The organism is Halomonas borealis (assembly GCF_004798905.1).
Taxonomy (GTDB): domain Bacteria; phylum Pseudomonadota; class Gammaproteobacteria; order Pseudomonadales; family Halomonadaceae; genus Halomonas; species Halomonas borealis.
This window is the reverse complement of record NZ_SDMO01000001.1, coordinates 187,742-201,535: the sequence shown is the minus strand read 5'-3', so window position 1 is coordinate 201,535 and position 13,794 is coordinate 187,742. Positions and strand designations below refer to the sequence as shown.

At 68.1% G+C, this 13,794-nt stretch carries 10 protein-coding genes; 4 read left to right on the top strand and 6 right to left on the bottom strand.

The annotated features are described in order from the left end of the window. Nucleotides 1-3 precede the first annotated feature (3 nt). The 3 genes from ETC07_RS00900 to ETC07_RS00890 all read left to right on the top strand — a co-directional run bounded on the left by ETC07_RS00900 (nt 4) and on the right by ETC07_RS00890 (nt 3,154). Nucleotides 4-1,026 (top strand): ABC transporter ATP-binding protein, encoded by a 1,023-nt coding sequence (locus tag ETC07_RS00900; protein ID WP_136246667.1) that lies wholly within the window; start codon nt 4-6, stop codon nt 1,024-1,026. Beyond that, on the top strand, nt 1,023-2,078 hold the full coding sequence (locus tag ETC07_RS00895; protein ID WP_136246666.1) for an ABC transporter ATP-binding protein: 1,056 nt from the start codon (nt 1,023-1,025) through the stop codon (nt 2,076-2,078). The genes ETC07_RS00900 and ETC07_RS00895 overlap by 4 nt, the downstream gene beginning before the upstream one ends. Nucleotides 2,079-2,191: 113 nt before the next feature. Continuing rightward, nucleotides 2,192-3,154: a LysR family transcriptional regulator gene (locus ETC07_RS00890; protein ID WP_136246665.1), complete on the top strand. Its 963-nt coding sequence runs from the start codon at nt 2,192-2,194 to the stop codon at nt 3,152-3,154. Here ETC07_RS00890 and msrA read toward each other — a convergent pair. The 4 genes from msrA to ETC07_RS00870 all read right to left on the bottom strand — a co-directional run bounded on the left by msrA (nt 3,109) and on the right by ETC07_RS00870 (nt 10,517). After that, a complete protein-coding gene (gene msrA / locus ETC07_RS00885; RefSeq protein WP_205742479.1) occupies nt 3,109-3,723 on the bottom strand; it encodes a peptide-methionine (S)-S-oxide reductase MsrA in 615 nt (204 codons plus the stop codon). The two genes, ETC07_RS00890 and msrA, sit on opposite strands and share 46 nt — an antisense overlap. 13 nt (nt 3,724-3,736) lie before the next feature. Then, complete coding sequence (gene tamB / locus ETC07_RS00880) at nt 3,737-7,768, bottom strand: autotransporter assembly complex protein TamB (protein ID WP_240724518.1); 4,032 nt, start codon at nt 7,766-7,768, stop codon at nt 3,737-3,739. Between the two features lie 85 nt (nt 7,769-7,853). After that, nucleotides 7,854-9,716 carry an autotransporter assembly complex protein TamA gene (gene tamA, locus ETC07_RS00875; RefSeq protein WP_136246662.1) on the bottom strand — a complete coding sequence of 621 codons (1,863 nt, stop codon included), beginning with the start codon at nt 9,714-9,716 and terminating at the stop codon, nt 7,854-7,856. A 30-nt stretch (nt 9,717-9,746) separates the two neighbouring features. Beyond that, nucleotides 9,747-10,517 (bottom strand): hypothetical protein, encoded by a 771-nt coding sequence (locus tag ETC07_RS00870; protein ID WP_136246661.1) that lies wholly within the window; start codon nt 10,515-10,517, stop codon nt 9,747-9,749. Nucleotides 10,518-10,788: 271 nt separating this feature from the next. Here ETC07_RS00870 and ETC07_RS00865 point away from each other — a divergent pair, with 271 nt between their 5' ends. Continuing rightward, a complete protein-coding gene (locus ETC07_RS00865; RefSeq protein ID WP_136246660.1) occupies nt 10,789-11,367 on the top strand; it encodes a superoxide dismutase in 579 nt (192 codons plus the stop codon). Nucleotides 11,368-11,576: 209 nt separating this feature from the next. Here ETC07_RS00865 and ETC07_RS00860 read toward each other — a convergent pair whose 3' ends face one another. Both ETC07_RS00860 and galU read right to left on the bottom strand, forming a co-directional pair. Beyond that, a complete protein-coding gene (locus tag ETC07_RS00860; protein WP_136246659.1) occupies nt 11,577-12,866 on the bottom strand; it encodes a nucleotide sugar dehydrogenase in 1,290 nt (429 codons plus the stop codon). A 3-nt stretch (nt 12,867-12,869) separates the two neighbouring features. Further along, entirely contained in the window at nt 12,870-13,757 is an 888-nt protein-coding gene (gene galU, locus ETC07_RS00855) for a UTP--glucose-1-phosphate uridylyltransferase GalU (protein ID WP_136246658.1), read from the bottom strand. Nucleotides 13,758-13,794 lie beyond the last annotated feature (37 nt).

Below are 13,794 nucleotides of genomic sequence, written 5' to 3'. Positions count from 1 at the left end.
CTCATGTCACTTCTCGAAGTCAACCATCTCGACGTGCGCTTCGCCCTGCGCGGTGGCGACGTCAAGGCGCTGCGCGACATCTGCTTCAGCCTGGACCGCGGCGAGCGCCTCGGCATCGTCGGCGAGTCCGGCGCCGGCAAGTCCGTGGCGGCCTTCAGCCTGCTCAACCTGATCGCCCAGCCCGGCTACATCGCCGGCGGCAGCATCCGCTTCGATGGCCAGGAGCTGATCGGGGTTTCCGATCGCGCCCTGCGTCGCATCCGTGGGCATCGCATCTCGATGATCTTCCAGGACCCGATGATGACGCTCAATCCGGTGCTGACTATCGGCGAGCAGATGGTCGAGTGCCTCAAGGCTCACCGTCGTATCGCGAGCCGCGATGCCCGGGCGATCTCGCTGCGCAAGCTCCAGCAGGTGCAGATCCCCTCCCCCGAGGCGCGCCTCGACCAGTACCCCCACGAGCTGTCCGGCGGCATGCGCCAACGCGTGATCATCGCCATAGCGTTGCTGCTCGACCCCGACATCATCATCGCCGACGAGCCGACCACGGCGCTCGACGTGACCATCCAGGCCGAGATCATGGCGCTGCTGCTGGAGCTCTGCGAGGAGCACAACGTCGGCTTGGTGTTGATCACCCACGACCTGGGGGTGGTCAGCCAGGTCACCCAGCGCATGTTGGTGATGTATGCAGGCAGGGTCATCGAGCAGGGGCCGACCCGGGAGATCATCAATGATCTACAGCACCCCTATACCCAGGGGTTGATCAAGGCCTTGCCGCAGATGGCCACCCCGGGCGAACGACTCAACCAGATCCCCGGCAGCATGCCATCACTCAACCGCCTGCCGAGCGGCTGTGCCTTCCACCCGCGCTGTGGCTTCGTCACCCGTGCCGACGGGTCGCATCGCCAGGCTTGTCACGACCAGGTGCCCGGATTCGTCACCTCGGGCAATTGCCAGGCGGCCTGTCACATGGTCGCCGAGATGATCGAACGCGAACGGCTTCCGGCCGAGGAGCAAGACCGATGACCACCGCTACTTCCTCGATCAACGCCGCTTCGGCGCCGCAGACGGCCACCCCGCTGCTGTCGATGCGCGGCCTCGAGAAGCGCTTCTCGTTGTCCGGCGACTTCCTGGAACAGCTCAAGTTCAAGGGCGGCAAGCTGGTCCGCGAACAGGAGCACGTGCACGCCATCAACGGCGTCGACCTGGATATCCAGCGCGGCGAGGCGCTCTGCGTGGTCGGCGAGTCCGGCTGCGGCAAGTCCACGGTGGCGCGCACCGTGATGGGGCTACTCAGGCCCAGCGCCGGCGAGATCCACTACGACGGCGAACGCATCGATGATCGTTCCACCAAGGCGCTGTTGCCCTTTCGGCGGCGCATGCAGATGATCTTCCAGAACCCTTATGCATCGCTGAATCCACGGATGACCATCCAGCAGACCCTGGAGGAGCCGATTCGGCTGCATCACCCGGACTGGTCCCCGGCGAGGGTCAAGGATCAGGTCGCCGAGGTGATGGACTCGGTGGGCATCGCCGCGGACTGGGGCCCCCGTTACGGGCACGAGTTCTCCGGTGGCCAGCGTCAACGCATCGCCATCGCCCGTGCCCTGGCGGTGAATCCGGAATTCATCGTCGCCGATGAGCCGATCTCGGCACTCGACGTTTCCATCCAGGCCCAGGTGCTCAACCTGCTGATGGAGGCCCAGCAGAAGCGCAACCTGACCTACCTGTTCATCACCCACGACCTGGCGGTGGTCGAGCATTTCGGCACCCGGGTGGCGGTGATGTACCTGGGCCGCGTCTGTGAGGTGGCGCCCACGGCGACCCTGTTCGCCACGCCTCGCCATCCCTATACCCAGGCGTTGATGTCGGCGATCCCTCGGCTCGAAGACGATCGACCGCAGCATATTCGCCTCGAGGGCGAGGTGCCGACGCCGGTCCGACTGCCGTCGGGCTGTGTCTTCCATGGCCGCTGTCCGCATGCCAATGAGCGTTGTCGTCGCGAGGTGCCGGCGATGATCGCCACCGACGAGGGCGGCCAGGTGGCCTGCCACGGCGTGGAGGAAGGCCGGATCTAGGCGCGTTCATGGGGCGTCTCCCCGCGCCCGCGAATGGCCCCTGGCCGAGGCCCCGATGGGGTCTGGCATAATGGACCGCATCGGCCCTCGGTCATCCGGCATTAAGGACGGTTATGGAACTACGCTGGCTGGAAGACTTCATCGCCCTGGCGCGTACCCGCCATTTCTCCCGGGCGGCGGAGGCACAGAATGTGACCCAGCCGACCTTCTCGCGACGCATCAAGCTGCTCGAGGAGGAGATGGGCACGACGCTGATCAATCGGCAGACCCTGCCGCTGTCGCTGACCCCGGCCGGCGACGAGTTCCTGGCCCTGTGCCAGGACGTCACGCGACGGGTGGCCACCACCCATGAGCGACTCGGCCAGCTGGCCGAGAGCGACGCCAGCCGTATCCGTCTGGCCGCGCCGCAGAGCCTGCTGGCCAACTTCCTGCCGGAATGGCTGGCCGGGATCGAGCCGACACCACCGGTGACGCCCTATTTGCGGGCCACCGGCTGGCTGGTCGACGATTACTTCCAAGCACTCGGCCGCAACGAGTGCGACCTGGTGCTGTGCTACTGGCCGGCCGGGCCTTGTCCGCTGGCGCTGGATACCACCGGGCTCGATGCGATATCACTCGGCGAGGAACGCCTGGTGCCGGTATCGCTGCCCGACGCCGATGGTCGCCCGCGCTTCTCGCTCGAAGACACGGGGCGGCGCCCCCTGCCACTGATCGCCTATCACCCGCGGGGAATGATCGATCAGGCCATCCGCGCGCATCTGGAGAGGCTCGGCGAGATGCCGACCTTCAGCGTGCTCAACGAAAGCATTCAGAGCGGTAATATCCGGGAACTGGTCGGGCTCGGCTATGGCCTCGGCTGGTTGCCGAAACGCTCGGTGCAGGCGGCGCTCGCCGCCGGCAGCCTGGTGGCTGCCGGCGGCATACGCTGGGAGGTGGCGTTGACGATCCGCCTCTACCGCCACCGGGGCAACCCGCATCCGGCGGTCGCCGCGTTGTGGCAGCGACTCGTGGATTCCGCCCGCCAGACGGATCAGCCGATCGGGCAGCCGACGCCGGTACCCTTCAGGCCACAGTAGCCACCGGGATTCTTGTCCAGATATTGCTGGTGCTCGTCCTCGGCGTAGTAGAAGGCCGTGAGCGAGGCGATCTCGGTGGTGATCGGACCGCGACCGGCATGGCTCAATGCCTCACCATAGGCGTCGCGACTGCGCTCGGCGGTGTCTCGCTGGGCGTCGTCGGTGGTGAGGATGAGCGAACGGTACTGAGGCCCGACGTCGTTGCCCTGACGGTTGCCCTGTGTCGGGTCGTGGGCCTCCCAGAAATGGCGCAGCAGGCTCTCGAGATCGATGATCCGAGGGTCGAACACCACCCGCACCACCTCGGCATGGCCGGTCCGGCCGGAACACGTCTCGCGGTAGGTCGGGTTCGGCGTCACGCCGCCGGCGTAGCCCACGGCCGTGACATGAACCCCGGGCAGCTGCCAGAACAGCCGTTCGGCGCCCCAGAAGCATCCCAGGCCGAGCACGATCTCCGCCATGCCCGCGGGCCAAGGCGGCATCATGTCGTGGCCATTGATCGCGTGCCGGCCATCGATCGTCAGGGCGGTGTCACGCCCCTCGGGGGCGGGCTGAGTTGAGCTGTGCATCGTGTCGCTCCTGTTATCGATTCAGTTCCGGAGGGTCGCCCGGCAGGCTGAAGGTGTAGATCAGATCCACCGCCTGGGAGGCGCCGGAGACGGCCTCCAGGTAGAGGTTCCGCCATAGCTTGTAGCGCAGGCTCAGTTCGGCGATCGGCGAGAAGACGCCGACACCATAACCGACGCTCAAGCGGTCGGTAAGGTTCCCGGTCACCACCACCTGGCTGTCCTCGCCGCTACCGGCGGTATCGAGGCTCAGGTCCTGAATGCCGAAGGCCTCGCCGATGGAGCCCACGGCGCCGCCAGCCTTGCCCAGGGTGACACCGAGTAGCGCCGATGTCAGGGCGCCGTCGGCGCCTCCGCTGTCGTCCGGGGCACGGCCTCGCAAGACATAGGAGAGCGCCCGGGACTCGTCCATGGCCGGCTCGGAGAAGATATCCAGGCTCGGCTTGGCCGCGGGGCCGGTGACGCGTATGCCGGCGATCACACCATCCTCGGTGCTGTCCGGGTTACGGATCGCCTCGAAATCGAGCAGCGGCTGGCCGGGCGGGCCGCTGAAGTAGAGGATGCCCTCGCGGATCACCAGGTCCTGGCCGAAGGCGCGGAAGCGACCATCCTCCAGGTTGACGTTGCCGAATAGCTGCACGGGTCCACCCGACTGGCGTACCTCCAGGCCACCGGCCAGCCGGGTCTCGAGGCCATAGGCCTCGAGTCGCATGTCGGGACCCAATGCCAGGGTCACCCGGACATCCAGCGCCATGCCGGCGCTCTGCATGGCCTCGGCGGTGGACTCCCCGGCCTCCTCGCCGGCGGCACGACGATCGGCCTCCTCGGCCTCCTCGCGAGTGATGATCACCTCGTCGGGGCTCGGCGAGACGGCCGAAGCCGGCACCTGGCCCACCTCGAGCCGTGCCCAGGGCACGCCGACTTCGCCGCGCACCCGCAACCGCTCCGGTGTCGCACGGATCGACAGGTCGGGCGCCATGCGCAGGCGTCCGAAGCCCGGCAGTGATGCCTCGAGCGGACGCTCACGGCCTTCCAGGTCGAGGGAGGCTTGCCATGCCTGCGCCGATGGCCAGCGGGCATCGCCGGTGATGTTCAGGCGTCCCTCTTCGCTTGCCAGGTAGCCGTCGATGTCGGCGCGTTGGCCGCTCAGGGCGACCGTCAGGTTGCCATCGGCCACCGATAGCGGCAGGCCGAGACCCTCCGCGCGCAGGCCATCGAGCTCGAGGCGGCCGTCCAGCCGTGGCTGCTCACGGTTACCGCCGATCTCGATGTTGCCGCCGAGCGTGCCTTCCAGGGTGTCGAGGTCGGCGACCAGCGGACGATAGGGGGCGAGCCGCAACTCGTCGATCGCCAGCCGCCCGGCCAGTTGCCCGGCGCCCATGGGATCGGTGATGCCCAGATCGAGGCGCAACGCGCCGCTGTCGCCGAGGGTCAGTGCCAGATCGAGATCGGCGCGAGCCTGATCGGCCGCGAGATCGACAGCAAGCCCCGTGCCGGGAACCGACCAGGGTTGCCCGTAGGCGTCCTCGCCGGCGACCTCGACCTCGCTGTCGAGGTTGGCTTGTGCCTGCCAGGCCGTGCCGCCGTTCGACCACTCGGCCGCCAGGTTACCCGTGCTGCCGCCCTCGACACGCCAGCCCGAGGGCAACGCATCATTGATCAGGTCCATCGGCAGCTCGCGGATCGCCAGCACGGCTCGGCCACGTTCGGGCGAGGCCGACAGCGGCTCGGTCAGACACAGGCCGCCGCCCTGCTCGCGACGCAGGCAGAATGGCTGAACCTCGAGCCCACTGGCTCCTAGATCGGCCTCGAAGGCCAATGCCTCGTCGAGGCCGAGCCGGCCATAGGCGGTGTCGGCCTCGAGCGGCGTCAACCGGCCGCTATAGTGCTCGCGGGCCTCGTCGAGGGCCCCGTCCAGGGCCAGCTCTAGCGCCGCCAGGGGGCCATCGGGATCGCCTTGCACGTCGAGGGTCAGGCGATGCTCGGAGAGCCGCCCCTCGAGGGCCAGGTCGATGGCCTCGAAGGCCTGGCCACCGGCCGCGACATCGGCGGCCGAAAGGCTCAGGTTCAGGGCCGGATCGTCGAGGCCGGCGACCTCGCCCGCCACGTCCAGCCGGCCGAGTCGGTTGTCGGCGAAGGCCAGGCGATTGCCGTTCAGCGTGAGCTCGAGTTGCGGGCGCTCGAAGCTGCCGGTGGCCTCGATGTCGCCGGAAAGCGCGCCGGCGAGCCCCGGGTAGAGGGTGTCCAGGCGTGGCATGTCGAGCCGGGCGTCCAGGTCCAGGCGCTGGGGCGCTACCTCGCCGGAGGCCTCCAGGTGGTTATCGCCCTGGCGCAGGTCGAGCGTCGCGATCTCCCAGTTCATGTCATGGTCGCCGGATAGCTGGCCTTCCAACGCGAACGGTTGCTCGGCAAGCTCGCCCTCAGCGGACAGGCTCGGCACCCCCAGCCGCCAGCCATCGGCGCTCTGGGCGAAGGCCAGCTGCAACTCGCCATCGAGTCGGCCGGACAAGCCCTCGACGAAGGGTTCCGGATCGAACCCGTCGACGGCCAGCCGCGCCGAGACCGCCAGCGCCTCGGACCAGTCGATGCGCCCTTCGCTGGTCAGCTGGCCCTCGGGAGGCGTCAGTCGCAGCGGTGCCCAGGCGAAGTGTTGCAGATCCCCTCGGCCGTCGAGTGCCAACCGGGTCTGTGGCAGCGACGGCCCCTGAGCCATGAGCCCCAGCGCGAGGCGGTAGTCGTTGAGCGAGCCTTCGGCGTCGAGCGCGAGATCCTCGATCCGCCACGGTTCGCCGGGCGTCGCCGCGCCCTCGTCGTCAGCGGCGCCGTCGTCGTCGGCGGCGCCGTCGTCGTCGGCGGCCGGCTCGGCCCCGGGCAAAGGCCACTGTAACGAGGGGCTTTCCAGATGGGCGCTGAACGGCATGGCCGGGTTCAGGGCATCGAGGTGAGCGGTCAGGCGTGCCTCGACCGGACCGCTGGCGGTGAACGCCACGTCCAGGTCGCCCAGGTCACCGCTCAGGGCCAGTTCGAGACGCTGTCCGGCCAGCGCCGGAAGACGCTCGGGCAGGTAGAAATCGGCTCCCAGCGTCATCTCGAGGGGATAGTCGTCGTCGAGGGTCACTTCCGCCTCGAGCTTGGCGTCGGCCTCCCGGGACGCTACCGCCAGGGGGTGGATGACGACCCGCTGATCTCGGGCGGTGACACTGAGGTCGAGGCGGTCGATGACGTAGGCCTGGGGCCCCTCGAGGGCGGCATTCTCGAGGGTCAGGCTGGGGACCTCCACCGCCAGAGGCAGGGTGATCGAAGGCAGGCTCAGGCGCTCACGCTCATCTAGCGGGGTGTCGCTCACCCCGGCCGCGGATGGGGCGACGCTTGCCGGTAGCGGTGAGCGCGCCGCCACGGCGGCGTCGATCGCCGCCGCCGTGAGCACCGGCTCGTCACGCTCGGCCTCGCTCAGGGCGAGCTGATTGCCCGCCGAGATCGGCAGGGTCAGGCGCAGGCCGACGAGGCGAGTCGGCGATAGGGTCAGGGTCTCGGCTGCGGCATCGGCGCCGCTCTCGAAGTGACGCCAACCCAGACGCGTGCCATCGGCGAGGCGCACCTCGACATCATCGAGGACGAGTTCGCGCAGGGCGATCGGGAATGGCAGCTGGATGGGACCCGCGGCCTCGCCGGTGGTCTCATCGGGAGCGTCTTCGTCGCTGCCATCGCCCGAGCCGAGGCGAATCCGCGCGCCCTCGACCACCAGGCGATCCAGGCACAGCCGGCCGTCGAGCAGGCAGTCCTCGGCCCAGGCCAGCTCGAGATGATCGAGCGCCACGCTGGCCGGGCCGGCCTCCAGGCGCAGCCCGTCGACCCGCAGAGTATCCAGGGGCGCCCCCTCGACGGCTTCCACCTCGATCAGTCCCAGCCGTTGACCCTGGTCCATGAGCAGCCCCGTGCCCCAGGGCGACAGGGCCAGGCCCAACAGCAGCAGGATCAGGCCCAGCAGCCACAGCGGCAGCAGGATCAGTAGACGGGCCAAGGCCCAGCTCAGGCGACGCTTTCTCACGATGATGACTCTCGCAGGCTCGGCGTCCGGGGCCTGGGGCGGCCCCGACGCACGGGGTGAACGGTGATGATGATGAGCCCCTTGCTCAGAATTCCGGGCCGATGGCGAAGTGCAGGCGGAAGGCGTCCTCATTGTCGAAGGGATGGGCGACATCGAGGCGAATCGGCCCCACCGGCGATATCCAGCGTAGGCCCAGGCCGGCGCCGGTGTTCAGCTCCTGGGGCCACCAGTCGGTGAAGGCATCGCCGACATCGACGAAACCCGCCAGCCACCACTTGCCGGTCAACCGCCGCTGAGCCTCGACGCTGGCGACCAGGCGCTGTTCGCCGCCGGTCAGCTGGCCCTCGTCGTCTTCGGGGGACAGCGATTCATAACCGTAGCCGCGCACGCTGTTGTCGCCGCCGGTGAAGAAGCGCAGCGACGGGGGAATGTCGCCGAAATCGTCGGTGACGACGCTGCCCGCGCCGACGCGCCCCACGAAACGATAATTCTCGCCCAGGCTGCGGATCCACTGGGAGTCGGCCTTCATGCGCAGGAATTCGGCCGACGAGCCCCAGGCCTCGCTGGAGTATTGCAGGGTGATCTGCTGACGATCCCCCCAGGTGGGGAAGGTCGGGTTGCGCGAGCGGGTCCGTGTCCAGCGTACGCCGGGATAGAGCAGTAACACTTGGTTGTCTTCGTCCGCCTGGGTGAAGTCCTCGTAGGTGGCACGCAGGTAGACGATCTGTTCCCAGGCGTTGTCGAACTGCCAGCGACGGCCGAATTCCACGCTGGCCTCGAGGCTCTCGGTATCCTCGTTGTCCTCGTTGCGCAGGCCATACTGCAGGCGGTAGCTATCGCGTCGCGGGTCCTCGAGCGGCATGGTATAGACGCCGCTGAATTCCTGCTCCGGCGCGGAGAGATACAGGTCGTGGTTGAGGCTGTGGCCGTAGCGATTGACCCAGGGCTGGTCCCAGGAGAAGCGTGTACGGGGGCCGACGTCGGTGGCGAAGCCGACGCCTACCTCGAACTGGTGACGGTCGGCCGGGGTGAGCGTCACCTCGATGGGAACTTCGGGCACCGCCGGCGCGCGGAGGTCGTTGGCCGCGGTGAGCGCCTCGGCGCTCAGGCGAGGCATGGGGGCCGGCGCCGGTGGCAGCCCCGCCACGTCCAGGGCCTGCAAGAAATCCCGGCGCGGCGGCGGCAGGGCCAGTTCGCGTACTCCGGCATCCAACTGGGGACGCACGCCGACCGAGGAGAACCACTCGGTCTGGCCGAGCCGTTGGTTGAAGGTGGCGATGTCACCGGCCAGATACGGCTGCCCTTCGCTGAAGGGGGCCAGGGCCTCGAGTCGTTCGGTCTCGATGTGTTGGCCGCGGAAGTGGATCGGCCCGAAGCGGTGGCGAGGACCGCTATCCAGGGCCAGTGACAGGCGAGCGCTGTGATCCCAGGGGCGGATCTCCATGCGTCGCTCGGTGAAGCTCCAGTCGAAATAGCCACGCGACAGGGCGAGCCCCGAGAGCTGGCTACGCAGGGCATCGAAGGGGGCGTGAAGCAGGACCTCGCCCTCCTCCTGGGGATAGCCGGCGATAGCCGCGCGGAACGGCGGATCCTCGGCGGCGTCGCCGGCCAGACGGAAGCCGAGACGCTCGATGCGCACCGGCTCGCCGGGGTCGACGTCGAGGGTCACCGCGCTGGGCGCCTCAGGATCGTCGAAGGCGATCTCGAGTGTCGGCTCATAGTACCCATAGACCTTGAGGGATTCCTGGGCGAGACGTTGGATTTCCGCCTTGAGTCGCTGCGGCGAGTACTGGTCGGCCTCTAGACCATCGAGATAGACCTCGAGATTGTCGGCCGGTGCGCCGTCGATACCCTCGATGCTCGCGTCCATGGCCAGCGCCGCCCCGGGGGCGGCGAAGCAGGCCACCAGCGAGGCGAGCGAGAGGTGCTTGATGAAACACTTATCCATGATGGCGTGGCTTCCCTGGCCGGCGTCCTGTCATTGCCGCAGCGCTTCGAGCCGGGCGTTGATGGCCAGCTGTGACTGGCGGAGTTCCCTCAATTCGGCCTGCATGTCCCCGAGGCGTTCCTCGAGATCGGCCGTTTGTTGATGATCATCATCGCGCGCCGTCGCCAGAGCTTCAACGTCGGTGTCGAGGGTCGATAGGGTCTGTGTGGCCTCGTCGAGCCGCGAGGCCAGGGCTTCACGGCGTTCGGCCTGTCCCTGGTGAGCGGTTTCCAGGGCCGCCAGGCGCTCGGTGAGTGCGGCCTGCCCCTCGCGGCTGGCGGTCTCCAGGGCATCCATGGAATCGCGCACCGCGGCAAGGGTGTCGGCCCGTACTTCGCCGTCCTCGGCGAGGGTCGCGAGCCGTGCCTGAAGCTCGGCCTGCGTATCGGCCAACGGCGTCAGCCGCTCGGCGCGCCATGTTTTCAGCCGGGCGTCCATGGCTTCGCCCTGCCCCTCGAGTTCATCGAGGCGCGCTTGCAGGTCCGATAACACGTCGCCCCGCCCCTCCGAGGCATCGAATCGGGCGTGCACGTTGGAGATCTCACCGTTGAGCTGAACCAGTCGCTGTTCCAGGCGTTGGCGCTCCAGCCAACCCGCCGCCGCCAGTCCGATCAATGCCGCAACGAGTAACAGGATCAACAGCCACAGGGGCCAGATGGCCGCCCGCGGCGAGGCATGTGGCCGGTGGTGCCCGGCCAGGCTGGCATCCGGGTCCGGCACGATTGGGCGTGGCTGCCGGCTGTCTTCCGGGCGCTCTGCCATGAGGGTCTCCTTGCGCGTTGCGTGTCGGCGTCCTGCCGGCCGTCTCGCCGGCACGCGGCCCGGTGCGGGTCCCAGTCAGCGAATTGGCGGACCCCAAACCGGGTGATATGATGCCGTGACCGGATTGGCACAGCATACTGATAGTGTACGGTTTTTTATCGAGGGAGCGAACGGGCACGGCCGATTCGAGCCGACAGCGACCTTGCACTCCCCCAGCGCACTGGCACACCATGGGTCGCCGACCCATGATCAGCAATGAGGAGAAACGATAATGGCATTCGAACTGCCCGCACTGCCGTACGAGAAGAACGCCCTGGAGCCGCACATCTCCGCCGAGACCCTGGAGTATCACTACGGCAAGCACCATCAGACCTACGTCAACAAGCTCAACGAGCTGACCGACGGCACCGAGAACGCCGACAAGTCCCTGGAAGAGATCATCAAGTCCGCTTCCGGCGGCCTGTTCAACCAGGCGGCACAGGTCTGGAACCACACCTTCTACTGGCACTGCCTGTCGCCGAATGGCGGCGGTGAGCCGACCGGCGCCCTGGCCGAGGCCATCAACGCCAAGTTCGGTTCCTTCGACAAGTTCAAGGAAACCTTCAACGCCCAGGCGGCGGGCAACTTCGGTTCCGGCTGGACCTGGCTGATCAAGACCGAGGATGGCGGCGTCGACATCGTCAACACCAGCAACGCCGACACCCCGGTCGCCCACGGCCAGACCCCGCTGCTGACCATCGATGTGTGGGAACACGCCTACTACATCGACTACCGTAACGCGCGTCCGAAGTACCTCGAGAACGTCTGGAAGGTGCTGAACTGGGACTTCGTCGCCCAGAACTTCGCCTGATCCGACCCGGACTCGCGAACGATAAACGGCCCCGCCTTCTGGCGAGGCCGTTTTGTTTTCAGGCCCCGGATTCAGCGAGTCGGCATCGTTTTACGTCGCGAGCGTGGAGAGGCTGGTCGACCGCAGCTACCAGAGTGTCGCCCGCTACATGAGGATAGCGAGTGCCGCCGGCGACCAGGCTATCGAGCGCAGCAGCCAATCGAGCTGACTCAAGGATCGGCACGGCGGCCGATCCCCCGATACTGCAGCCCCATGCTTGCCACATGCGTCGGGTCATAGATATTGCGGCCGTCGAGCAGCAGCTTACCCGCCAGGCGTGATGCCAGCCGCGGCCAATCCGGGTTCCAGTAGGCCTTCCACTCGGTGACCAGCATCAGGGCATCGGCCCCTTCCAGGGCCTCGTCCGGATCGCCGTCGAACAGCTCGAGGAGCGGGTGCTCGCCGAGCCGTTCGCGTAGCGCCTCGATGGCGGCGGGATCATGCAGCCGTACGCGTACGCCCTGGGCCCAGAGAGCGCGCAGCAGCGTCAGCACCGGTGCATGATCGATGCGCGCCGTGCCCGGTTTGAAGGCCGCCCCCCAGATGGCCACGACCTTGCCTTCCAGCCGGCCGTGGTAATGCGCCCACAGCTTACGGAAAAGCGTCTCCTTCTTGTGCTCGTTGATGTCCAGCACCTGGTCGAGCAGCGCCGAGTGGCGGCCGCTGGCCGACTGAACATCGGCCAGGCGCATCAGGTCGCGGGAGAAACTGGGGCCGCCGAAGCCACAGCCGGGATAGAGGTACTCGTAGCCGATGCGGGTGTCGGCGCCCATGCCTTCGCGGACATGCTCGACGTCCACCCCCAGGGTGTCGGCGAGGCCGGCGATCTCGTTCATGTAGCTGATGCGGGTGGCCAACATGCCGTTGATGGCCAGCTTGGTCAGCTCGGCGGCGCGCCGCGGCATGCGCTGGAAGACCTCATGGCGCCGATTGAAGGCACGCAGCAGCTCGCGCACCTGCCGCTCGGCATCATGGTCGTCGCAGCCGAGCAGCCAGCGCGACGGCCGGGTGAAGGTCTCCCAGGCCCGCCCTTCCTCGAGCAGGTCGGCCAGCGCCACGGCCCGCCGGCCGTTGCCCAGGCAGGCGGCCAGGCGGTCGGTCTCGCCGACCGGGAAGGTCGAGTTGTTGACCAGCACGGCCTCCGGGGTCAGCCGCGATGAGAGCTCCGTCACGATGCCCCGCGCTGCCTCGCGCTGCTCCGGCGACAGGGCCAGCCACAGCACCTCGAAGCCATCGCCGCTGGCCCGCTCGTCGGCGCTGAGCACCTTCAAGTGCCCCTGTTCGACGCCCTCTTCCAGGCGTGCCATCAGCTGCGGCTCACTGGCAAGCCAGCCGCTCGCGGACAGGGTCGACCAGTCGGCGCTGGCATCGGGCCACCAGGTCACCCGGTGGCCGACCGATGCCAGCGCCGCCGCCGCGGTGGCGGCGGCCAGCTCACTGCCGTGAACCAGGACGCGCATCGCTCACTCCTCGCCGCTGTAGCGGCTCAGCAGCTCACGGAAGCCGGCACCGTAACGTTCATGGCGACGGCCGTAGGCGAGGATCGCCTCCAGATAGCCGAGCTGGTGGCCGCAATCATAGGTGCGTCCGCGCATGCGCCAGGCGTCGACGCCATCCTGCTGGCGTAGCGTCTCGATGGCATCGGTCAGCTGGATCTCGTCGCCGGCACCGGGGGGCGTCTCGGCGAGCAGCGGGAAGATGGCGCCGGGCAGCGCGTAGCGGCCGATCACCGCCAGATCGGAAGGCGCCTCGTCCACCGCGGGCTTCTCGACCAGCCCGGCCAGGGGTGCGGCCTGCCCCGCCGCCGGGGGCTCACCCTCGGGGGCCACGATGCCGTACTTGTCGACCCGTTCATGGGGGACTTCCTCGACCATCAACTGGCTACGGCCGCTGGCCTCGAAGGCTTCGACCATGCCGGCCAGGTCGTTGCGCGGCTGGTCGCCGTCGACCAGCACGTCGGGCAGCAGCACGGCGAAGGGCTCGTCGTCGCCGATCACCGGGCGCGCGCAGAGCACCGCGTGGCCGAGGCCCAACGGCTCGGGCTGGCGGACGCTGATGATGTTGACGTCGTCCGGGACGATCGAGCGCAGCTCCTCGAGCAGCTCGTGCTTGCCCTTGGCCTCGAGGCTCGCCTCGAGCTCGAAGTGCTTGTCGAAGTGGTTCTCGATGGCACTCTTGCTCGCGTGGGTCACCAGCACGATATCGCGAATGCCGGCCTCGACGGCCTCCTGCACCACGTACTGGATCACCGGACGATCGACGATGGTGATCATTTCCTTGGGAATGGCCTTGGAGGCGGGCAGGCAGCGAGTGCCAAAGCCCGCGACGGGCAGTACGGCCTTGCGAATCATGGGCGGTCCTTGTCGTGTCGCATTGAGCCCCGGCGTG

Coding starts and splice junctions, on each gene's coding strand:
- ETC07_RS00890 (WP_136246665.1), top strand. CDS start 2,192: ATGGAACTACGCTGGCTGGAAGACTTCATCGCCCTGGCGCGTACCCGC.
- tamA (WP_136246662.1), bottom strand. CDS start 9,716: ATGGATAAGTGTTTCATCAAGCACCTCTCGCTCGCCTCGCTGGTGGCC.
- ETC07_RS00865 (WP_136246660.1), top strand. CDS start 10,789: ATGGCATTCGAACTGCCCGCACTGCCGTACGAGAAGAACGCCCTGGAG.
- galU (WP_136246658.1), bottom strand. CDS start 13,757: ATGATTCGCAAGGCCGTACTGCCCGTCGCGGGCTTTGGCACTCGCTGC.
- ETC07_RS00900 (WP_136246667.1), top strand. CDS start 4: ATGTCACTTCTCGAAGTCAACCATCTCGACGTGCGCTTCGCCCTGCGC.
- ETC07_RS00860 (WP_136246659.1), bottom strand. CDS start 12,866: ATGCGCGTCCTGGTTCACGGCAGTGAGCTGGCCGCCGCCACCGCGGCG.
- ETC07_RS00870 (WP_136246661.1), bottom strand. CDS start 10,517: ATGGCAGAGCGCCCGGAAGACAGCCGGCAGCCACGCCCAATCGTGCCG.
- ETC07_RS00895 (WP_136246666.1), top strand. CDS start 1,023: ATGACCACCGCTACTTCCTCGATCAACGCCGCTTCGGCGCCGCAGACG.
- msrA (WP_205742479.1), bottom strand. CDS start 3,723: ATGCACAGCTCAACTCAGCCCGCCCCCGAGGGGCGTGACACCGCCCTG.